This window comes from Winogradskyella sp., assembly GCF_025210595.1.
GTDB lineage: Bacteria > Bacteroidota > Bacteroidia > Flavobacteriales > Flavobacteriaceae > Winogradskyella.
The window spans coordinates 1-22,512 of the sequence record NZ_JAOARH010000121.1; the positions used below are offsets into that span (position 1 = coordinate 1).

General features: G+C 31.6%; 23 protein-coding genes. 7 read left to right on the top strand and 16 right to left on the bottom strand.

The window, feature by feature from the left end:
* Positions 1-396, top strand: a 396-nt coding sequence (locus N4A42_RS12320; protein WP_294074429.1) for a hypothetical protein, incomplete at its 5' end; no start/stop codon positions are given.
* A 194-nt stretch (positions 397-590) separates the two neighbouring features.
* Here N4A42_RS12320 and N4A42_RS12325 read toward each other — a convergent pair.
* Positions 591-1,592: an NAD(P)H-dependent glycerol-3-phosphate dehydrogenase gene (locus tag N4A42_RS12325; RefSeq protein WP_294074431.1), complete on the bottom strand. Its 1,002-nt coding sequence runs from the start codon at positions 1,590-1,592 to the stop codon at positions 591-593.
* 212 nt (positions 1,593-1,804) lie between these two features.
* On the opposite strand from N4A42_RS12325, the gene N4A42_RS12330 reads away from it, so the two are divergent.
* Entirely contained in the window at positions 1,805-2,755 is a 951-nt protein-coding gene (locus N4A42_RS12330; protein WP_294074433.1) for a nicotinic acid mononucleotide adenyltransferase, read from the top strand.
* Between the two features lie 30 nt (positions 2,756-2,785).
* On the opposite strand, the gene N4A42_RS12335 is transcribed toward N4A42_RS12330, so the two are convergent.
* The 10 genes from N4A42_RS12335 to N4A42_RS12380 all read right to left on the bottom strand — a co-directional run bounded on the left by N4A42_RS12335 (position 2,786) and on the right by N4A42_RS12380 (position 13,663).
* Positions 2,786-3,919 (bottom strand): hypothetical protein, encoded by a 1,134-nt coding sequence (locus N4A42_RS12335; RefSeq protein ID WP_294074435.1) that lies wholly within the window; start codon positions 3,917-3,919, stop codon positions 2,786-2,788.
* 121 nt (positions 3,920-4,040) lie between these two features.
* Positions 4,041-4,487: an HAD family hydrolase gene (locus tag N4A42_RS12340; protein WP_294074437.1), complete on the bottom strand. Its 447-nt coding sequence runs from the start codon at positions 4,485-4,487 to the stop codon at positions 4,041-4,043.
* 57 nt (positions 4,488-4,544) lie between these two features.
* Positions 4,545-5,846: a thioredoxin family protein gene (locus N4A42_RS12345; RefSeq protein ID WP_294074439.1), complete on the bottom strand. Its 1,302-nt coding sequence runs from the start codon at positions 5,844-5,846 to the stop codon at positions 4,545-4,547.
* A 66-nt stretch (positions 5,847-5,912) separates the two neighbouring features.
* Entirely contained in the window at positions 5,913-9,272 is a 3,360-nt protein-coding gene (gene mfd / locus N4A42_RS12350) for a transcription-repair coupling factor (RefSeq protein ID WP_294074441.1), read from the bottom strand.
* 104 nt (positions 9,273-9,376) lie between these two features.
* Positions 9,377-10,015, bottom strand: coding sequence for a transglutaminase family protein (locus tag N4A42_RS12355; RefSeq protein WP_294074443.1), 639 nt, complete (start codon positions 10,013-10,015; stop codon positions 9,377-9,379).
* 73 nt (positions 10,016-10,088) lie between these two features.
* Positions 10,089-11,129 (bottom strand): alpha/beta hydrolase, encoded by a 1,041-nt coding sequence (locus N4A42_RS12360; protein ID WP_294074445.1) that lies wholly within the window; start codon positions 11,127-11,129, stop codon positions 10,089-10,091.
* A 49-nt stretch (positions 11,130-11,178) separates the two neighbouring features.
* Positions 11,179-11,709, bottom strand: coding sequence for a nuclear transport factor 2 family protein (locus N4A42_RS12365; RefSeq protein ID WP_294074447.1), 531 nt, complete (start codon positions 11,707-11,709; stop codon positions 11,179-11,181).
* A 10-nt stretch (positions 11,710-11,719) separates the two neighbouring features.
* Positions 11,720-12,085: a nuclear transport factor 2 family protein gene (locus N4A42_RS12370; protein ID WP_294074449.1), complete on the bottom strand. Its 366-nt coding sequence runs from the start codon at positions 12,083-12,085 to the stop codon at positions 11,720-11,722.
* Positions 12,086-12,089: 4 nt separating this feature from the next.
* Positions 12,090-12,602 carry a nuclear transport factor 2 family protein gene (locus N4A42_RS12375; protein WP_294074451.1) on the bottom strand — a complete coding sequence of 171 codons (513 nt, stop codon included), beginning with the start codon at positions 12,600-12,602 and terminating at the stop codon, positions 12,090-12,092.
* 152 nt (positions 12,603-12,754) lie between these two features.
* Positions 12,755-13,663 carry a helix-turn-helix domain-containing protein gene (locus N4A42_RS12380; RefSeq protein ID WP_294074453.1) on the bottom strand — a complete coding sequence of 303 codons (909 nt, stop codon included), beginning with the start codon at positions 13,661-13,663 and terminating at the stop codon, positions 12,755-12,757.
* A 147-nt stretch (positions 13,664-13,810) separates the two neighbouring features.
* Here N4A42_RS12380 and N4A42_RS12385 point away from each other — a divergent pair, with 147 nt between their 5' ends.
* Positions 13,811-14,242 (top strand): TerB family tellurite resistance protein, encoded by a 432-nt coding sequence (locus N4A42_RS12385; protein ID WP_294074455.1) that lies wholly within the window; start codon positions 13,811-13,813, stop codon positions 14,240-14,242.
* 63 nt (positions 14,243-14,305) lie between these two features.
* Here N4A42_RS12385 and fbp read toward each other — a convergent pair whose 3' ends face one another.
* Positions 14,306-15,313 (bottom strand): class 1 fructose-bisphosphatase, encoded by a 1,008-nt coding sequence (fbp, locus tag N4A42_RS12390; RefSeq protein WP_294074457.1) that lies wholly within the window; start codon positions 15,311-15,313, stop codon positions 14,306-14,308.
* Positions 15,314-15,481: 168 nt separating this feature from the next.
* Between fbp and N4A42_RS12395 the strand changes: the two genes are divergently transcribed.
* Genes N4A42_RS12395 through N4A42_RS12410 form a run of 4 tightly spaced genes read left to right on the top strand, consistent with a single transcriptional unit; the run spans position 15,482 to position 20,083 of the window.
* Positions 15,482-15,961, top strand: a complete 480-nt coding sequence (locus tag N4A42_RS12395; protein WP_294074459.1) for a GNAT family N-acetyltransferase — start codon at positions 15,482-15,484, stop codon at positions 15,959-15,961.
* A gap of 30 nt (positions 15,962-15,991) precedes the next feature.
* Entirely contained in the window at positions 15,992-17,242 is a 1,251-nt protein-coding gene (locus N4A42_RS12400) for an aspartate kinase (protein ID WP_294074460.1), read from the top strand.
* Positions 17,243-17,262: 20 nt separating this feature from the next.
* Positions 17,263-19,092, top strand: a complete 1,830-nt coding sequence (locus tag N4A42_RS12405) for a lysophospholipid acyltransferase family protein (protein WP_294074461.1) — start codon at positions 17,263-17,265, stop codon at positions 19,090-19,092.
* On the top strand, positions 19,082-20,083 hold the full coding sequence (locus tag N4A42_RS12410) for a carboxypeptidase-like regulatory domain-containing protein (RefSeq protein WP_294074463.1): 1,002 nt from the start codon (positions 19,082-19,084) through the stop codon (positions 20,081-20,083). The genes N4A42_RS12405 and N4A42_RS12410 overlap by 11 nt, the downstream gene beginning before the upstream one ends.
* Before the next feature lie 49 nt (positions 20,084-20,132).
* On the opposite strand, the gene N4A42_RS12415 is transcribed toward N4A42_RS12410, so the two are convergent.
* The 4 genes from N4A42_RS12415 to N4A42_RS12430 form a co-directional block, all read right to left on the bottom strand.
* Positions 20,133-20,591: an NINE protein gene (locus tag N4A42_RS12415; protein WP_294074465.1), complete on the bottom strand. Its 459-nt coding sequence runs from the start codon at positions 20,589-20,591 to the stop codon at positions 20,133-20,135.
* Between the two features lie 186 nt (positions 20,592-20,777).
* Positions 20,778-21,164 carry a VOC family protein gene (locus tag N4A42_RS12420; protein ID WP_294074467.1) on the bottom strand — a complete coding sequence of 129 codons (387 nt, stop codon included), beginning with the start codon at positions 21,162-21,164 and terminating at the stop codon, positions 20,778-20,780.
* A 52-nt stretch (positions 21,165-21,216) separates the two neighbouring features.
* A complete protein-coding gene (locus tag N4A42_RS12425) occupies positions 21,217-21,675 on the bottom strand; it encodes a DUF1801 domain-containing protein (RefSeq protein ID WP_294074469.1) in 459 nt (152 codons plus the stop codon).
* A 28-nt stretch (positions 21,676-21,703) separates the two neighbouring features.
* A partial coding sequence (locus tag N4A42_RS12430) for an NAD(P)-dependent oxidoreductase (RefSeq protein WP_294074471.1) occupies positions 21,704-22,512 on the bottom strand: 809 nt, incomplete at its 5' end.

A 22,512-nucleotide genomic window follows, 5' to 3' on the forward strand; every position in this document is an offset into this window, starting at 1 on the left:
ATGAAGAAAGATATAAAAATCCCAGAAGTAAAAGATGTTTATATTGCAGTAGTGCAAGAAGAGCATTTAGAATATAAAACTTTAGATTGGAACGCTTACATTATTAACAATAGTGACAAAGATTTAGAAACTGTATTGATTGTTTCTCAAGGAAAATCTAAAGAGAAGATAACGCCTCCAATGCGCCACACTATTGCCAAGTTACCAGCAAGAAGTTATGCTAAAATTGAGTACTTGCAAAAAAAGGTTTTAGAGCTCGATAATTCTTTTAAAGTTACTTTTTTTGAAGGTAATACCATGTTTGATAAAACCTATCTTTTTAGAAAAAACACTATTAACGATAAGGCTTTGCAGACTGTCCCTTTAATGCAGTTGAAAGGTGTTTTGGTAAAATAAAACTCTTGCGAAAGCAAAAATCTTATAGTCATAATATAATTATAGCGTTACCTAAAAGTTGGGCTTTATGCTATGTTTTTTGAAAAAAACAAAAGGATGCCGCTTCAATTCTTAACGCACTTATTTGCTATTATAATTTAAAGCCTAAAACTTTTGCTTGCTTAATTAGAGATTTCTGTTTTCGCAGGAATTGATTAATCTAGCTTCTCGGTCAGTTTTTTAAATACTTTTTTAGGATCTTTATTCTCATAAAGAATTCCGTATACAGCATTAATAATGGGTAGTCGTGTTTTCTTCACGTTTTTTTCGTTTAGTAAAAATGCACTTTTAGAAGCGTAATAACCTTCAGCAATCATATTCATTTCTAACTGTGCAGATTTTACGGTATAACCTTTACCAATCATATTTCCAAACATTCGGTTTCTAGAAAAAACAGAATACCCAGTTACTAATAAATCGCCTAAGTAAGCAGAGTTATTAATATTACGCTTCATCTTATGCATTTTTTTGATAAAGCGTTTCATTTCTCTTATGGCATTACTCATTAATACGCTCTGAAAATTGTCGCCATAACCCAATCCGTGGGCAATTCCGGCAGCAATGGCATAAATGTTTTTGAGCATTACAGCATATTCTACACCAATAATATCATCGCTGATTTTGGTTTTTATGTATCTACTAGAAAGTTTGTCTGCTATAGATTGCGATTTTTCTGCATCAGCGCAAGAAATAGTAAGATATGATAATCGTTCTAAAGCAACCTCTTCAGCATGGCAAGGTCCTGCAATTACTGCAATGTTTTCAAAAGGGATATTATATATATCATGAAAATGCTCACCAACCAATAAGCCAGATTCTGGGATAATGCCTTTTACAGCAGAAATAACAACTTTGTTGCTAATGTCTACGGTTAGTTTTTTTAGTTCAGATTGCATAAAAGCAGAAGGAATAACAAAAATAAGGTAGTCTGCCCATTCTGCAATTTCATTAATGTCGTTACTAAGTTTTAGCTGATTGGTGTGAAACTCAACTGAGCTTAAATAACTAGGATTATGTTTCTCTTTTAATAAGTGTTCTTTTATGTAAACGCTACGCATGTACCAGCCTACTTCGTCTAAGTTTTCGCAAAGCATTTTTACAATAGCAGTTGCCCAACTTCCTGCGCCAAAAACTGCATATTTTTTAGATTCACTCATAGAATGTGGTGTCAATTTTGAGCTTCAAAAATACATAAATTAAGTGATTTACTTAATGATTTATATGTTAGACTAAGCTTGTTGAAGTCTTTATTATGGTTGAGGTTTAAATCACTTCGGTAGGTTAAGCGTAACTCATACTAAAATTGAATTTAGATTTTTGGCATACGTTTTGAAATTACAACAATAGTAATCCTTAAAACCGTTGAATTATGAAGAGATTAAAATTACTATTCGGAATTATATTTAGTGCTACACTTCTAACATCTTGTTATACTGAGGAGTTACATATTAACGATAATGGACCTACAATTTCTTTAAATCAGTTGTTACATTCTTACGATTTATGGTATGTAGATATTAATGCAACACAAGGTTATGGTGAAACTCCTTTTATGCAAATAGCTTTTACCTTAACTTTTAATAATGGTCGTTTGTTTGCCAATAACAATTTAGTTGGTTTTGGTAGTCAAGGTAATGGCTTTGGTGTGCAAATAGGAAATTATGATACTTATAATATGATATTAGATGTTAATCATACTATCGATGGCTTTAACAGTTTTGATGTCTATCAGATAGATAATAATACCATTGAATTATATAATCCATTTAATGATACGTCTTACTTTTTAAATGGTTACCAAAGATCTACTTTTGATTATGATTTTGTCTTCTATGACAATATTCATTATTTCTTACAAGAGTACGAAGCTTGGGAAAAAGTATATACAAGTAATTATGGTGCTATTAATGAGTTTGATAATGAAAACTATTTGCAGTTTTTGTCTGGAGGAAACGACTCTACATTTAGAAGCTCACAAGGTGTAAACGTTAATAATGTAAACAACATTTATTGGGATTATACAGGTGTTTATGGAGTAGGTTATGTGTCTGGAAATATGTACCTAAAAACTTTAACGTTAGATTATGATTTCTTCGACAATGAATTCTTTGAACTTAGCGTTATTAATGACGGAACTATAGAGCTATATCACCCAAGTTCTGGAACGGTATATGAGTTTGAAGGGAGAGGTTATATAGCTTATTATAGAACATCTGATACCAAAGGTAAGATTACAAATAAGAAGGAAATGCCTAAAAAGCGTAAACAAAAATCTCATAAGGTAGATAACCCAAGAGAGAATACAAGAATAGGGAGCTAAATTTTGGTTGGTTATTTAGTTTCGAAACGCTCAGTCAATACTTGTTGACTGAGCGTTTTCTGTTTGTTTAAAGAATGTGTTTAGTGTTTTTTCGGCTGGTTTTCCCTGAATAAAAAAGTCTAAATTATTTTTTTCATCTCCTACTTTGTAATCTGTGCGAAGTTGCCAAATATGTGTGCCAGCAAACCAATCTTTATCCCAAATTGAATAAAAGAAGGCTTCATAGCAATTAGCTTGCGTTTTATTTGAAAAAACAACTTTGTTTGTTACTGTGTTTTCAATCCATTTCCAAGGCTCAATACCAGCATCGGCAGTGCTCTTGTAACCCATCTCAGTGAAAATAATTTTTTTATTATGAACTTTGTTTAATGAATCTAATGTAGGAATATATTTTTTCCATCCTCGATTTAGATCTTGTATAGATGGAGAGAGCTTATTTGTTAAAGGAAAATAGGCTTGTATACCAATAAAATCTAAATCGTTCCAAAATGTAATTTCTTTGTAAGCCTTATTCCAGTTAGCAGCATAAGTGAGTTTTCCAGAAAAAATTTTCCGAAGATCTTTTATTAAAGTTTTCCAGAATATTGGTTTTTCAATAGCAAGTCTAGAGAATTCTGTACCAATACAAAACATGTCTGCATTTCCTTTTTCTGCAATACGTGCATATCTAAAAATGAAATCGCGATAACTGGTTTTCCATAATTCCCAATTCTCTGAGTTTTCAGGAAAAATATCGGATCGCCATTTTTTATTTAATGTTTTGTCAACCCAAACATGAGGTTTTATAAACACTTTGTAGCCTTTATTTTTAAGAAGTTTTATGCGCTTAAGTAATTCAATATTACCGCTGCGAATATTTGTACTATCAAAGTTGTGGTGAGTAACAACAGCGCTTTTGTAACTGTCTTGAAAACCCCAAGGTACAAGTGTAATGTAATTGAAATAAGAGTTAGCGATTACATTTATATTTATAGTGTCTAGGCTTCCGAATAAATGTGCTCCTCTGTGCTTGTCTACTAAATCGAGTACAGAAGTTTTTTGATTAGGTTCTGTGTTTGTGTTATGGTTATTAGTATTACGCCAAAGGTAAAGAACTATGCAAATTGTAGTAAGTAATAAAACTAAGAATAAAATTATTTTACTGGTATGTTGTTTAACTTTCAATGATTTAGATATTGATTAATGAAAGATAGATATAAAATATTTGATTGGGTTTAGAGTTCTTTAGTACCATTTGTAAATACTAGCTATCACTCGTCTCAAACATTTTCTAGTATGAGACGTTTTAAATAGTTTTTAATTCATTGATTATAATATCTGCCCAATTTTTGTCACTTGGGTGAATTATAATTGTTTTGAAATTATATTTTCCCCCTTCAATTTTTACTCCAGGCAAATCATCAATATGTACGTCAAAATTAAATGCTGGTGGATATTTTGTGGAATAGATGTTTTTAGACTTTAGAATTTTTTGATTTTCCGTTTGATTAACTATTCTATTAACAGAAATTCCATAATATTTTAGGGTTCTTCTTATTCTAGATTTTGAACGAAATGAAGTTGTATAAATATTAACTTTATGACCATCGTTTTGAAGTTTTAAGATTAAATCCTTTGATCCTTTTCTAATCTTTTCAACTTTAAATAATTTGCCAATCCATCCTATGGTTTCTGTTTTAAACTCATCTCCATTTGGAATAATTGTACTATCTAGATCAAAGCTAATATTCATATTAAAACATTTTACTTTAATTAATAGTAAGAGAGTTCTTAATAGTTTTATGGTTTTTTACAAATCCTTCAAAAGCACTTCTACATCTTTAAACTCATAAGGCTTTGCCATAATAATTTTAGAACTATTGAGTAAAAAGTACATTGGTGTAGCTGTTATTCCGTAGGTTTTTACAATTGGGTTTTCCCATTTACCTAAACCTATATTATGTATAAAATCTGGATAGTTTTTTATTTCTTTGGTCCATTGTGTTGGCTCTTCTTCTAAACCAAATGCTACAACTTTTACATTTTTTTTATCTGCAACTAACGTTTTTACTTTTGGTAGTTCGTTAAGACAATGACCACAAGCACTACTCCAAAAAATAAGTAAGTAATATTCTGAGCCTTCTAAATTATGCAAACTTGTAGTACGCTCAGAAGATGCAATTTCAAAGTTAGGTGCTTTAGCTCCAATGGCTGTGTTTTTATAAGATGTAAGTGTTTCTGCTAAAACTTTGTTATTGGTTTTAGTTGCTAATTCTAAAAGATGTTTGTCGGTTATATAATTGGCAACAGCATGGTTTTCTTCACTTACAAAGCGTTGCCATAACACTTCTAAGAGGTAGGTTTTTATGGCTATATCGTTATCGTTAATTGCTGCGGCAACATCATCTATTAACGATTTGTAAGTATCTGTTGTTGGACTTTCTATCATATTAAAAACATAAGCATTAACACGATCTACCAAAAACGAGGAGCTTTGTAATATATAGTTGCTAAAATCTATAGAACTGAAATAGTGTTGCTTTAAGTTATTTGAGTACGTAGAAACATCTTCATAATGTGCTGGTAAATAGGGTCTGTTTGCAGTTATAAATGCTGAAACTAATTTGCCATTAGCAGACTCTTCATAAGCTAATTGAGTATCTTTTAATACTTTAAATACAGATGAGAATCCTTTGTTGTCTTTTCCGTCTTTTGTGTAATAATTGCTTATGGTTTGGTTAACCATATCCATACTTTTTAGGTAAGACGACCAAAGTTTGTTTTCTTCAGATTCTGTAAATTCAACTCCTTTTTCGTAACTAAAATTAAAGGCTACGGTTTCTTTTCCGTTATAGATAAAATCAAAATTATTTTCTTCTGGCGGAATAGCATAAACAATCTTGTAAATGCCAGGAGTAACAGTAGAATCTACAGGAATTTCAAAATGACCTTCACTATCTAATTTTCCACGATTAACATAATTAGCGCCTTCTGGTGTGGCTTGGTATAAAAACGCATAAGAAAAATCTTCAGCGGGTGAGAATGTACCTTTTACACTTTGTGAGAAAGCCAAACATGGAAGTAGTAATAGGGAAAAGATTATTTTTTTCATTTTATTATTCGTTTATTAATGCCGAACTTCTTTAAGTATTTCAGATTCTTAAATTAGCTTCAATAATTAAGCCATAATTGGTTGTAAAACGTTTAAAGCGGCCGAAACATTTCTTATGTTATCAAAAGTAATTAATAATCTTAAGCCATTTCGGGTTTGCTTTTCTTTCATTTTGCATTTTTCTGAGTTGAATTGTACAAACTGCAATACTTTGGTAAATGTTCCACTTTGATAAAACTTGCTTTGTTGGTCTTGTATAAAGTAACCAATAAGTTTACCTTGTTTCATGATTACTTTTTCTAATCCCATATTAATGGCTATCCATTTTAATCGTACACTATCAAACAAATCAATAACCTGAGTAGGCATTTCACCAAAACGGTCTATAATTTCAGACTCAAATTTCTGAAGTTCTTCTTCCGTTTTTATAGTGTTTAGTTTTGTATACAGATTTAAACGTTCTGTGATGTTATTGACATAATCGTCTGGGAATAGCAACTCAAAATCAGTATCGATTGTAATATCTTTTACATATTGTTTTGGCTTACCATCATCTTTATATAAATCTGCAAATTCAGATTCTTTAAGTTCTTCAATGGCTTCATTCAATATTTTTTGATAGGTATCAAACCCAATATCATTAATAAACCCACTTTGTTCACCACCTAATAAATCACCAGCTCCACGAATTTCAAGATCTTTCATAGCGATATTAAAACCACTACCTAATTCGGTAAATTGCTCTAAAGCCTGAATACGTTTTCTGGCATCATTGGTCATGGCAGAATACTCTGGTGTAATAAAGTAGCAGAATGCTTTTTTGTTACTTCTACCAACACGTCCTCGCATTTGATGCAGATCGCTGAGTCCAAAATTATTAGCGTTATTAATAAAAATAGTATTGGCATTAGGTACGTCTAAGCCACTTTCTATAATGGTTGTACTTACCAAAACATCAAATTCACCATTCATAAAAGCTAGCATTAATTGTTCTAGTTTTTTACCATCGAGTTGCCCATGACCAATAGCAATTTTAGCATCTGGTACCAAACGCTGAATCATACCAGCAACTTCCTTAATATTTTCTATACGATTATGAATAAAAAAGACTTGTCCACCACGTTGAATTTCGTAACTCACAGCATCTCTAATGGTTTCCTCACTAAAACGAATGACATGACTTTCAATAGGATAGCGGTTTGGCGGTGCTGTATTAATAACAGATAAATCTCTGGCAGCCATAAGGCTAAATTGAAGCGTACGCGGAATTGGTGTTGCTGTTAATGTTAATACATCTACATTTTCCTTAATAGTCCTTAGTTTTTCTTTTACAGCAACTCCAAATTTTTGTTCTTCATCAACAATAAGCAAACCTAAGTTTTTAAACTTTACACTTTTATTAGCTAGTTGATGTGTGCCAATGATAATGTCTACACTACCTCTTTCTAAATTTTCTAATGTAATACGCTTTTCTTTAGCTGTTCTAAAACGGTTAACATAGTCTACAGTAACGGGAAAGTCTTTTAAACGTTCTTTAAACGTACGGTAATGTTGATATGCTAAGATAGTTGTTGGCACCAAAACAGCAACTTGTTTTCCGTTGTCAACAGCTTTAAAAGCTGCTCTAATAGCAACTTCGGTTTTACCAAAGCCTACATCGCCACATACTAAGCGATCCATTGGTCGCTCGCTTTCCATGTCTGCTTTTATATCTGCTGTTGAGGTAATTTGATCTGGTGTGTCTTCATAAACAAAAGAAGCTTCCAGCTCATGTTGCATATAGCTATCTGGTGCATATTGAAACCCTTTTTTTAGTTTTCTTTTAGCATAGAGCTTTATAAGGTTAAAAGCAATTTCCTTAACGCGAGATTTAGTCTTTTGTTTTAGGGTTTTCCAAGCTTTGCTACCTAGTTTATAAACTTTAGGAGGTTTACCGTCCTTACCATTAAACTTAGTGATTTTATGTAAGGAATGAATACTTAAGTAAAGCACATCACGTTCGCCATAAACTAATTTTATAGCTTCTTGTTTTTTGCCTTCGACATCTATTTTTTGAAGCCCACCAAATTTACCGATACCATGATCTATATGTGTAACATAATCGCCAATTTCAAGGTTAGTTAATTCTTTTAAGGTAATAGCTTGCTTTTTAGCATAGCCGTTTTTTAGATGGAATTTGTGATAACGATCAAAAATCTGATGATCTGTGTAAACCGCAATTTTGTGTTCAGAATCTACAAATCCTTGGTAGAGTGAAAGCACTATGGTTTTATAGTGAACGTCTTCTTCAACATCATCAAAGATATCATGAAAACGTTTGGCTTGTTGCTCACTAACACATGCAATATAATTGGTAATGCCTTTAGAATGATTTTCATTTAAATCTTCAATTAGCAGATTGAATTGCTTATTAAATGAAGGTTGTGGTTTTAAGTTAAATGAAATTGTATTTTGAGTATAAACAGGAGCTGAACCAAATTCAACTAAATTATACTCTAAAAATTGACGTTTTAATAATTCTGAATTACAAAATAATTCTTCAGGTTTTGCATGTTTTAATTCTGTAGAAAGGGTTTTGAAAGCGTCTTCGGCTTTACTGAAAAAATCATCAATTCTAGAAAATATGAGCGAAGAATTCTTAGCAAAAACAACTGTTTTGTTAGAAATGTATTTAAGGAAGCTTTCGCGTTTTTCGGCAATAGTTTTATTAGCTACATTAGGAATAATGCTCACTTTTTTTATGCGCTCGGTAGAAAGTTGTGTTTCTACATCAAAGGTTCTTATGCTATCTACTTCGTCACCAAAAAACTCAATACGATAAGGCTCATCGTGCGAAAAAGAAAATACATCTATTATGCCACCACGTACCGAAAACTCACCTGGTTCAGTAACAAAATCTACACGTTTAAACTTATATTCAAACAGTACTTCATTTACAAAATCAATGCTTAAATCATTACCAATTGATATTTTTAAAGTATTGCGTTCTAATTCTCGCTTAGTAACTACTTTTTCAAATAAAGCATCAGGATAAGTAACAATAATTGCTGGTTTTTTTCTTGAGTTTATTCGGTTTAAAACTTCAGCTCTTAAAAGTACATTGGCATTATTGGTTTCTTCTATCTGGTATGGTCTTCTATAGCTGCCAGGATAGAACAATACGTCTTTATCATTGATGAGTTGCTCTAGATCGTTGAGGTAATATGCAGCCTCTTCTTTATCATCAAAAATTAATAGAAATGGTTTTTCAGCAGTTTTAAATGCTTCGGCAACTACCATAGAAAATGAAGAGCCAACTAGACCTTTTAAATGTGTTTTAGATTTACCCTTATCATCATCCTTAGGTTGAGTTAGGGCAATAGAATTCTGCAGATTTTGCAGTTGCAAAGTCTGTGAAAAGGTCTGCGAGATAAGTGTTTTGCTCACGAGATTATACCTTTAAAGTAAGGTCGCAAAAGTACATGATTTTTTTGTTTTGAAAAATTCAAAACCTTGACTAAAGAACGATTGAAAATGCTGATTAAGATATGCTAAAATTTAACATTCTTTTGATCTTTATAAATCTGGTATAATTTAGGGTAATGATCTTTAAAAATAGATTTAATATAATTTAAAGGCACATCTTCAAAATGGCCATAGTCATCTTCATAAGACATGAATTTTTTACTGTTTTTATTATATTCTTGCATTATAGAATCTTCAGTGCCATCAAAATTTAAAACATCTACATTATACATATGGCAAAGTTCTTTATTAAACGCAGGTGAGCATTTTGTCCATTTATCATTGTAATAAACATCAACCAATCCATGAGGAGCGAGCTCGTTAGTGCCTAATTTGGCTACAAGTCGCTCTACGGCAATATGATTAGAAACTTTGGCTAACCGTAACCTAGCAGGTATGTTTAATGCACGTAATCCTGCAATATATAATATGGCTTTATCAATGCAATGAGCTTCCTCTTTTTGTGCAATAGTGCTTGCTTTGTAATGGTTTTCGGTAAGTCCAATATTATAGGCATTATAACGCCAACCATCTCTAACTTTTAGATATAATTGCTCAATCTTTTCTTTATCTGAAGATAAAAGAATACTGTCTGCTATTAAATTTTGAATTTGAGGGCTGTTATAATCAAAGAAAAATGTTTCTTGTAGATAGTTTGTATTCATAAGTACAAGATAGTTTAAATAAAAAAAGTGAGAACCTTTAATCCTCACTTTCTTAATATTTTGTTTTTAAATTCTATAAATTCTCATGAAAGAATTTACTCGTTTTTTCAACAGCTAAATTTACTTCTTGCTCTTGGTCATAAAAAGAAAATTGATGCATTGGTGATGCCAATTCGGTATCTATCCAAACTAATTCTTTGTTTTTAGATGGTACAGCTTCGTAATACTTTTTAGTATAATTAGGTAACACACAACCATCACTGTGTACCATAAATAGAGGTTTGTTTAATTTTGATGCTGATGAAAACGGATCTAAATTTAACCAATCTTCCCAAGTAGCTACAGCAAATTGGTCTGCATTCCATTGCGGAATTGCACCACGCTCTGGATTTAAATAATAATCAAATTCACCAAACATTGCAGCAGTTTCATCTGTGGTAGAAATTGTTTTAATATAAGTAAATTCACCTGTGTCTGCGTAGTTCTTTTTGGCAGCTTGTGCAGCTTCAATACGTTGTTGTACTCCTTCTTCGCCTCCGTAAAATAATTTTACAGCTTCAGCATCGTGTAACCAAGAAGCTGTAGTTGCCACAGCTTTAATATTAGCATCTTCAGATGCAGCCATTAGTGTGTACATGGAACCAGCACAGACACCAAAAGCACCAATATTATTGCCATCTACTTCTACTAAGGTTTTTAAATAAGCTACAGCATTTTTAATGTCTTGGATTTTCATTGCAGGATTTTCCCATGCTCTTGGTACACCTTCGCTTTCACCATAATTTCTAAAATCGAATGCTAAGGTGATAAATCCGTTTTCGGCAAAACGTTTAGCGTATAAACCAGCCATTTGTTCTTTTACGGTTGTCCAACTTCCAGAGCATATGATTGTTGGATACTGTTTGCCTTCTTCAAAATTTGATGGGTAATATAGATTACCTACTAAATTTAGGCCTTCACTTTTAAAATTTACTGTTTTCATGGTTATCTCATTTTTGTTACTCTGAATTGGTTTCAGAGCCTCATTATTAGTTTCTGTTGTTTCGTTCTTTTTTTCTGTATTTCCGCAAACACTAAATAGTACAATTGCAGAAAGAATGAATAGTTTTTTCATATTGTTTTGTTTGGATGAGATGCTGAAATGAATTCAGCATGACACATCATTATTTAATTTTATCTAACAACCCAAAACCACGAGCTGCTACAATTGGGTTAAAAATCTCTACGTATTCTGTTATTTTTCCATTATCATCAAACTTAAAGGTCGAATAATAATCATTATTGTATGTGCCAGCATCATCTTTTAATTTGATGTTTCCTGTGTATTTTACAAATACAATATTTGGATCTTCCATGGCATAGATTTCATCGATAGGAAAGGTCATACCATCAAAATTTGGAAATACAGGTTTCCAATAGTTTTTAATCTCTTCTTTACCATTAGCTCCAGTTGGAAATAATCCTGAGTGATACGGATTGATATGCTTGCCGTCTTTGGCGAATAAATTAGCTACCGCATTGGCATCCTCGTTTGTTAGGGCATTAAAGAATGCCTTTACAGTAGCTTTATTTTTAGTGGCTAATTCGGTTTTCATTGTCTGTATTGTTTTAAGTTCTTTTAGTTCATTAGTTTTCTCATCATTGCAACTTGTTGATGCCAAGGTTGCTATAAGTAAAAGTGTTATTTTATTCATTTTTAAGGTTTTATTTAAATAATTCAGACCAATCAATATAGATGTAATATGCACTTATAAGATTTCCTTTCATTTTAAAGACGTCGCAAAAAGGAACAATTAGTTGAGAATTATCTAATCTTGTATAGGTTACTTTTCCTCTATGCACCAAAGAGTTTTTAGATTCAAAAATATCTGTAACCTCATGTTTAGTTGATTTTACTGCTGCAAAGAAATTTTCTAATATTACTTTTATCGCTTCTTTTCCAGTTATAGGTTCATTGTTTCCTGCTACAAATAAGCAATCTTCAGTTAATAGTGACAATACACTGTCGCTGTCTTTACTGTCTAAATGATTAGACAAAAAGTCTATATGGTTATAGTTTCTTTTCATCATTCTATTAGTTATTTTTCGCATTTTCAATAGCCCTTTCAATCAACTTGCTGTTACCATTTTGGTATTTGTAGTTAAAAGTCATTGCTGTAATTTTCCAGCTGCCATCTATTTTTTCTAAATCAAAATCATAACTACCAACAACTGTCCATATATTTCCGTTTTCATCTTCTAAGAAATGAGTTGCTGTTCCGTAGCAAAAACTATGAGCTTTGTTACCATTTACCTCCGTAATAAAGTTTCCGATTTGGTGATGCGTGTATGTAAAACCTGGTAACACGCTTTTCCAACTGGTAGTAATGTCTTTTGGTGACACTTCTGCTGCTGCATTTCCTGTCATAGAAGAATAGTCCATCATTACTTTTGGTGCAAATTGAGCTTCTACCTCATCCCAAATTCTGTTGTCTGAATTGACAAATAACTTAGATATGGTTTCTTGAATATTTATTTTGGTTTCCATCTGTTGTGCGTTTACAATTAATGAGGTTGTCATTAATAAGGTTATAAATAAAGTTTTCATCGTTGCTGTATTTTGATGATACAAAGATGCTTTGGCTTTATTTGGAAAGAATTATGGAATCAAATCAAAAAGTATAAAAATCAAAGAATATCATTACTTTGAATGCAAGAATCCTTTATAAGAATCTAAACTTCGTATTAGCTTAGGAATGTTTAATTAGTTTTTCGATACGTACTAGGTGTTTGTCCAGTTTGCTTTTTAAAGAAGCTATTAAAATTGTTTGGTGCATCAAAATGTAAAGCATAAGCAATTTCTTTAATGCTCATTTCAGTTTGAAGCAACCGCGATTTTGCTAATCGTAAAATATGGTTTTGAATATGGTTTTTAGCGGTATGTCCTGTAATTTGCTTTACAGTAGCATTAAGATGATTTGGATGCACAGCTAATTGCTCTGCATAAAAACTTGGGGAATGTGTTTTTTTACCAATTAATACATTTTCATAAAAACTGGTCTCTATTAGTGTTTGAAAGCGCGATAATAAATTAACATCGGCTTTTCTAAAAGCTATTTCGGCTTCTTCTTTTTTTACCTGAGTATTAAAAAAGCGTTTTACAAAATTGAGCAGAACTAAAACCTGAACTTCAATAATAATTAGTGAATCTTGTTTTAAGCTTTGCTGCTCTTCATAAATAGACTCATAAATTGCGAGTAGCTTTGAAACCTCTTTTGGTTCTATTTCAAAAGGAATGGATTTATCAATTTTTAGAAACGGAAATTCATCAAGTAGATTTTGTAAATGTTTAGATTGTGTTACAAACTCTTTAGTAAACATTAAATAATAGCCTTCCCAATCTGGTAATATATCCCAGGAGATAATCTGAAAAGGTGTGTTAAAAAAGATGGTTGCTCCTTCAGGAAAATTAGTATGATGACCAGTAATGGCTTTGCCAGAACCTTCAACTTTTATTGCAATGGCATAAAACTCGTGTTTAAAAGGTTTTGTTTTTGATACAATTGATGGCATGTTTTCTTCAAAACTTCTAATATCAAAATAAGGTTGTTTAGGATTAGAAATATTAATAGCCTTGCAATAGTCTGGTATGTTTTTAAAGTGTTGCACTAAACAAATTTAGGGTTTCTTTTATTATTCTTTAAAAGTTAATAGTTTGAGATTGTAAATAGGTCTTTTGAAATGAAAAAATAAGCAATATGAGCCTGTTTTAATACTGGATTAATATATATTTGTACTCATATAAAAACACAAAATATGTCAATTTCAGATTTATTCGAAAGTGGATTTCAAAAGCGTAATCAAGACCATTTTGCAGCTATAGTTAGAGTGGCTATGAGTGATGGTGTAATTAATGATGCAGAGCGTGAATTTTTAGATCGTTTAGCTACGCGATTAGATATCACAGAAACCGATTACAAACAAATTTTAAAAGATTATAATACACATCCTATAAATCCACCAACATCTTACGATAGACGATTAGAGCGTTTATATGATTTGGCACGTATGGTTTGGGCAGATCATATAGAAGGACCAAATCAACATGGTTTATTAGAAAGACTTTGTGTTGGCCTAGGTTTTAATCAAGATAATGTAAAATACATTGCAGATAAAGCATTAACACTAGTACATTACGAAGTGGACTTAGATGAGTTTACTGAAAAGATGAAACATATGAATCAGTAAATTGATTCTAAAACATTATAAAAAAAAGCGATTGTAATTTAAACAATCGCTTTTTTTTGATTTTTATTCTGCATTGCGCATAAATTCTTCTGCCTTTTCAACCATATTTTTACTTCCGCAAATAAATGGTACGCGTTGGTGTAGTTCGGTTGGTTCTATTTCCATGATTCGTGTAAAACCATCACTAGCTTTACCATTAGCTTGTTCTGCTAAAAATGCCATAGGATTACATTCGTAAAGTAAACGAAGTTTACCATTACTAGCTTTAGAACTTTTAGGATACATATAAATGCCACCTTTAATCATGTTTCTATGAAAATCAGACACCAAAGAACCTATATATCTAGATGTGTAAGGTCTGTCTCCTTCTTCCATTTGGCAATACTTAATGTAGTTTTTAATACCTTTTGGAAAATGTATGTAGTTGCCTTCGTTTACAGAGTAAATACGTCCATCTTCAGGAAACTTCATATCAGGATGCGATAAATAATAAGAACCAATAGCAGGATTTAACGTAAAGCCATTAACGCCATCTCCAGTAGTATAAACAAGCATTGTAGAAGTTCCGTAAATAATATAACCAGCAGCAACCTGTTTAGTGCCTTTTTGTAAAAAGTCTTCTAATTGCACTGGTGTTCCTACAGGAGTTACTCTTCTGTATACCGAAAAAATGGTTCCAACAGAAACATTTACATCTATATTAGACGAACCATCTAAAGGGTCTATCAAAACCACATATTTGTTTTGGTGATTTTCGTCTTTACTATTTATAGTAATAAAGTCGTCTTCTTCTTCACTAGCAATACCACAAACAATATTCCTATCTGTCATGGTTTGTATAAACTTCTCATTAGCATAGACATCTAACTTTTGCTGATTTTCACCTTGTATATTAGTGTCTCCAGCAGCACCAAGAATATCAACAAGACCAGCTTTGTTAACTTCGTGATTTACCACTTTTGCAGCTAGCCTAATAGAATTAATAAGTCTAGAAAGTTCACCTGAAGTGTATTTAAAAGAAGATTGGTTTTCAATTATAAACTCACCAAGAGTTTGATTTCGTTGAGACATGAAGCTTTATATTGGTTAATTTACACAAATATCGCATTTTTTAATAAACTATAACGTTTTCGTGAGTTAAACTAAATTGAGAATTTAAAATTGGGTGTTTTTTAAGAAAAAAGCATGAAATCTTTCCGCGATTTTTAAACTATATTTGAGTTCTTTTAAAAAAGAAAAATGAACCAACCAAGACTTGCTCGTAGAGAAGATATGCCAAGAGTTTTAGAGCTCATTAAAGAATTGGCTATCTATGAAAAAGAACCCGATGCAGTTGAAGTAACTCTTGAAACTTTAGAGTTTGATGGTTTTGGCAAACATCCTAAATTTACTTGTTTTGTTATAGAAGTAGATGAGAAAGTAGAAGGAATGGCTTTGGTTTATATGAGGTATTCTACTTGGAAAGGTGAGGTTTTACATCTTGAAGATCTTATAGTAAGCCAAGCACAAAGAGGACAAAGTTTAGGTACTCAACTTTTAAATGAAGTTGTAAAATACGGTAAGCGTTTAGGTGTAAAACGAATAGGTTGGGAAGTATTAGATTGGAACGAATCTGCAATACAATTCTACGAAAATAAAGGCGCCAAAGTGATGCGAGAGTGGGATGTGGTTCAGCTCGATGAAAAAGGAATTGATAATTATTTAGAAAATATTAATTAAATAGAATTCCCGTTTATATGGGAAATAAATATGCGAGTATATAAATTTGGTGGAGCTTCGGTAAAGGATGCTAAAGGAGTGAAAAACCTAGCGTCTGTTTTAAAAACAGCAGGTTATGAAAATACCTTAGTAGTTGTTTCTGCAATGGGAAAAACCACCAATGCTATGGAGCTCGTAATTAAAAATTACTTTGAAAACAAAGCTGAGTTACAAAGCTCTATTCACGAAGTTATTAAATATCATAATGAAATTCTTCTTGATTTATTTGATAATGAACACCATGAAGTATTCACTTCTGTAAAATCTATTTTTGATGAATTAATTTTGTTTTTTAAAACTAATAAATCACCAGATTATAACTATGTATATGACCAAACCATAGGTTTTGGCGAGTTGATTTCTACAACAATAATAAGTTATTATCTTAATGAAATAGGATTAAAAAACAAATGGTTAGATGTAAGAGATTATATTAAAACCGATAATTATTATAGAAGAGCTAATGTTAACTGGGAGCAAACTCAAGAAAATATTACATCTAATTTAAACAAGTCAATTCTTAATATTACACAAGGTTTTTTAGGAAGCGATGCTAATAATTTTACTACAACCTTAGGCAGAGAAGGTAGTGATTATACTGCTGCTATTTTTGCTTATTGTTTAAACGCTAATAGTGTTACTATTTGGAAAGATGTTCCAGGTGTTTTAAATGCCGATCCACGTTATTTTGAAAAAACACAACTATTACATCAAATTTCTTACAGAGAAGCTATAGAGCTTGCATTCTATGGTGCATCTGTAATTCACCCAAAAACACTTCAACCATTGCAAAAAAAGGAAATTCCTTTATATGTAAAATCGTTTTTAAATCCTAAAGAAAAAGGTACTTGTGTTGATAAAGGAAAAGCAATTGTGCCAGAGGTACCTTGTTTTATTGTTAAAAAGAGCCAGATTTTAATAGCCTTATCATCATTAGATTTTTCTTATATCGTTGAAGAGAATATTAGCGAAATTTTTAACTTGTTACATCTTTATAAAATGAAGGTAGATGTTATTCAGAATTCTGCAATAAGTTTTTCAGTTTGTATTGATGATATTTACAATAATAGAGATAAATTATTACAGCACTTAAAAGCAAAATTTAATGTAACATGTTACGATAATGTAAGTCTATATACTATTAGACATTATAATGATGAAGCTATAAAGAAGCTTGAAAAAGATAAAACCGTTTTATTGAAGCAGTTAACACAAGAAACTGTTCAAATAGTAACTAAATAACATTTTACTACATTTGTTTTATGAGAAAATCGTCTGATACAGGATTAGTCACAGCTAAAGAAGTAGCAAAAGCTATTCATGCAGACAAGTATGGTTTCCTAGGTACTTTCTTTGGGTGGCTTTTAATGAAAGTCCTTAAAATATCTACTATAAACAAGATTTATAAACGTAATAAGCATTTGTCTGATTTAGATTTTTTAAATGCATTATTAGATGATTTTCAGATAAAATTTGAAATTCCAGAAGCAGATTTAAAACGTCTTCCTAAAGATGGTGCTTATATTACTATTTCTAACCATCCACTTGGAGGTATTGATGGCATATTGTTATTAAAATTAATGCTAGAACAGCGAAGCGATTTTAAAATCATAGCTAATTTCTTATTACATCGTATAGAGCCTTTAAAACCCTATATAATGCCAGTAAATCCTTTTGAAGACAGAAAGGATGCAAAGAGTAGTATTACAGGATTTAAGAATGCTATTATGCATTTAAGAGAAGGTCATCCTTTAGGTGTATTTCCTGCAGGTGAAGTATCTACTTATAAAGACGGAAAACTTGTGGTAGATAAACCATGGGAAGCAGCAGCAATGAAACTTATTAAAAAGGCCGAAGTACCTGTAGTTCCTATTTATTTTCATGCCAAAAATAGTAGATTGTTTTATAGACTATCTAAACTTAGCGATACTTTAAGAACTGCAAAATTACCTTCAGAACTATTAACACAAAAGCGAAGAACCATTACAGTAAGGATTGGTAGGCCAATTTCTGTTAAAGATCAAAAAGAGCATGAGACACTTTCAGATTTCTCAGACTTTTTAAGGAGAAAAACCTACATGCTTTCTAAAACCTTTGAAGATAAACCAAAGATTTTAGATAATATAAAGTCTACTGTAAAAGTTCCAAAACCACCAAAACGAATAGTTACTCCTATTGATACTGAGGTTATGATATCTGAGGTTGAAAGCCTAAGAAAAAAAGATTGCAGACTCTTGGTAAGTAAAAATTACGAAGTGTATTTAGCATCTGCTAAAGAGATGCCTAATATTTTAAGAGAGCTTGGGCGACTTAGAGAAATTACTTTTAGAGAAGTAGGTGAAGGTACTAATGAAGCTATAGATTTAGACACTTTTGATACCTACTACCACCATATGTTTCTTTGGGATAATGAAAAAAATGTTGTTGCAGGAGCATACCGAATGGGATTAGGATCTCAAATTTTTGAGCGCTTTGGTATAGATGGTTTTTATTTGCAAGATCTTTTCCGTTTTGAACCAGAGCTTTATAAGATGATGAGTCAATCCATAGAGATGGGACGTGCTTTTATTATAAAGAGTTATCAACAAAAACCAATGCCACTATTTCTACTTTGGAAAGGTATTGTACATACAACACTCCGTTATCCTGAGCATAAATATTTAATAGGAGGTGTTAGTATTAGTAATCAGTTTTCAAACTTTTCAAAGAGTTTAATGATTGAGTTTATGAAATCGCATTATTACGATCCTTATGTAGCACAGTATGTGCATCCTAAAAAAGAGTTTAAGGTAAAACTTCAAGATGCAGATAAAGATTTTGTTTTTGATGCTACTGAGGCTGATCTTAATAAGTTTGATAAAATCATTGATGAGGTAGAGCCAGGAGCATTACGATTACCAGTATTACTCAAAAAATATATAAAGCAAAATGCCAAACTTGTGGCATTTAACGTAGATCCTTTGTTTAATAATGCTGTAGATGGTTTAATGTATATTAAAATTGCAGATTTGCCAGAAAGTACAGTAAGACCAGTAATGGAAGAATTTCAAGCAGAATTAGAGCAAAAATTCATGGATAACCATGACAAGTAAATTATGGTTCTTTTTAATGTTACCATTAGTTTGTTTGTCGCAAACATTAACAGGTACTATTGTTGACGCTACCACAAATGAACCTTTAGAAACTGTTGCTGTATATTTTGATAATACCACCATTGGGACTACTACAGACCATGAAGGGAAATTTTCTATAAGCTATTCTGATGCCATACAATCTACTTTGGTTATTTCTTATTTAGGCTTTGAAAAAGTGCTTATTAAAGATTATAGAACAAAAAAAAATATTACAATTAAGCTAAAGCCTTCAGATGTAAGTTTAGATGAAGTATTTATAGATTTTGATGATGGTTTAACCAGAAAACAAAAGCTAAGATTGTTTAGAAAAGAATTTTTAGGAACTTCTAAATACGGAAAGTCGTGTAAAATTTTGAATGAAGATGACCTAGTGCTAAGGTATGATAAAGAAAGAAAAACACTTTACGCAAGTGCTGATGTCTCAATTATTATCACAAACAAAGCGCTTAAATATGAAATATCATATGATATTATAGACTTTGAGGTCAACTATCGTTACGCTAATATAGATGCTCAAGATTTTGTTTTAAATAAAGTGGCTTATGCTGGCACATCTTACTATAAAGATTTAGAAAAAGCTGATAAAAAAAGCATACTATGCAAACGAGAGAAAGTTTACAAAGGTTCTGTGCAACATTTTATGCGAGCACTATACAATAAAAATCTTAAAGCCGAAGGTTACGAGATTTTTTATAAAAGTTTTAAGGTTAATGAATATGCTTATTTTAAAATAAGAGACAAAGAAGATACAAGTTTTAAAGAAGTATCTCTAAAACACAAAGTATCTATTTTGTATGATGAGAAATATCAGAGTGATATAGATGTGTATGTAGATAGTTTTTTAGTAGATGCTTATGGGAATTATTCAACCATAAAAGGAGTTTATTTTAATGGAGCCATGGGAAATCAACGTGTAGGAGATATGTTGCCTTTAGATTATGGATTGTAAAAATAAAACCCAAAACTTTTAAGTTTTGGGCTCTGTTTTATAGTTTATTTTAAAACCAAGGTTTTTTGCCTATTTGATAAGTATTTATAAACTCTTGGTCTGATTTGGTAAGGTAAATAATTCCTTCTATTAATCCTATAACACTCATTACCCACACTAAGAAAACACCGACCCCAATACAAGATAATACCACACCTATTAGAGTTATAGCAAGCATAATACCTCCTTCTTTATTATAACCTAGAATAAATTTATGAACACCGAGACTCCCTAAAAGAATACCTAATATACCAGCAAGTACTTTTTTGTTGTCACCAGAAAAAGTTTCTTTGGCATTATCAACAAATTCTGTAGCAGTCTCTTTGGCATCACTAGCAAATTCTTTAGCATCATCTGCAATGTCACTGGCTTTTTGGCTTATTTTTTCTCCAGCTTTTTTAGCACTGTCTTTAGCATCACCTATCATGTCGTTAAGCTCGTCTCCTAAATCTTTATTGTCGTCTGACATAGTTTTATGTGTTATTGGTTAGGTTATAAAGTTAATAAAAATGTGTTTATTTTATTGCTTAATGGCTTATTAAAGAGTTGTTTAAGTTTTTGTGTGTATCTTCCGATAAGCTCTTTAATTGATTTTTATACAACTACAATTTATATTCTATATATATGTAGAAGAATCAATTAATTTGTTACAGTATTATTTAAATGCTTGGTCAACAGGCTCCCAAAGTTCTATTTTGTTACCGTCGTTGTCAAGTATCCAACCAAATTTTCCGTAATCGTATTCTTCCATGTCTCCTACTATTGTGACACCTTCTTCCTTTAAAGTTGCTAATAATTCTTTTAAATTCTCAACACGATAGTTAAACATAAAGTCTTTTTTAGAAGGCTCATAGTATTTGGTGTCTTCAGCAAAAGGGCTCCATTGTGTAGAGCAATCTTTTCCCTCTTTATCTTTCCACCAAAATGTACAACCATAGGCATCTGTGTTAAATCCTAAGTGTTTTTTATACCAATCTTTTGAAGCCTGTGGGTCTTTAGTTTTAAAAAATAAGCCGCCAATTCCTGTTACTCTTTTTTTCATCAAAAATGTATTTTTCATTCTCATAAAAATGAGAATTCTCTTAGTTAAACTTTTATTTCTTCTTTAAGGCGGTTTCATAGATGTCTATCCACTCATCGCAAGTCATTTTTCTTGTGAGCTCTGCTATGAGCTCAAAAGGTATGTCATCCATTTTTTTAAAACGGATGCAACTTTTACCCATATCTAATTTTCGCTTACAGTGTTTAGGGTATTCATTAACAAACCAATCGTGTAATTCTTTTTTTGCATAAATACCACTATGATAAAGATTTACTGAGTTTTTTTGAGAAGCAAAACTCATAAATGGTAAAGGTGTTTTGGTATCACAATGATAACCGTCTGGATAAACCGAGTGTGGTACATAATAACCTATCATTTTATATTGAATGCCTTCTTCAAAGCCTTCAGGAAGGTTGTCTTTAATAATTTTACGTAACTTTTTAAGAGCGTCTTGTCGTTCCTCAGGAACTTGATTTATATAGTCTTCTGGTGATGATGCGTTGTATTGCATAATTATAAGGGTTTAGTATGCTTCTAAATTAGCAAAATTTCGCTTTAATTTTATTTACGATGGTTTGTGCTAATTTTATTTTACTTTCAATTGTCCAACCTGCAACATGAGGAGTTAATAGTACATTGTCTGCATTAATAAGGTATTGGAAAGCTTCTGGTGCTTCAATTGAGCTTGGTAATCCAGCTTTTTTTCTTTTCCGCATCCATCGATATTTAGCTTCATCGGTTTTGAATAGATTTTCGAAAGATGATTTTTCATATTCTAAAACATCTAAGCCAGCACCTAGAATTTTTCCAGATTGTAAAGCGTTAACTAAATCTTCTGTTACAACACTTTTACCACGAGCTGTATTAATGAGCCAAAACGGTTTTTTAAAATTACTGATGAATTCAGTATTCACCATATTTAAGGTTAATGGAGTTTGAGGTGTATGCAAACTCAACACATCTGCTTTATTTTGAAGTTCTTCTAACGTTACTTGGTCGCAATTTTCATCGCCAACATTAGCTTTAATGTCGTAACAGAGTACTTCAACATCAAAACCTCTCAGTTTTTTTGCAAAAGCTTTTCCCATATTGCCATAACCGATAAGACCAACAGTTTTTCCATCGAGTTCTATGCCGCGATTAGCTTCGCGAAGCCATTTGCCTTGCCTTACTTCTTTGTCTGCTTTATTAAGCTTATTAAACAATGATAATAACATGCCTAAAGCATGTTCTCCAACCGCATTGCGATTTCCTTCTGGTGCTGATATTAATGTAACGCCTTTAGATTCGGCATAATCACAATCTATATTTTCTAAGCCTGCTCCTACACGACCTATAAATTTAAGGC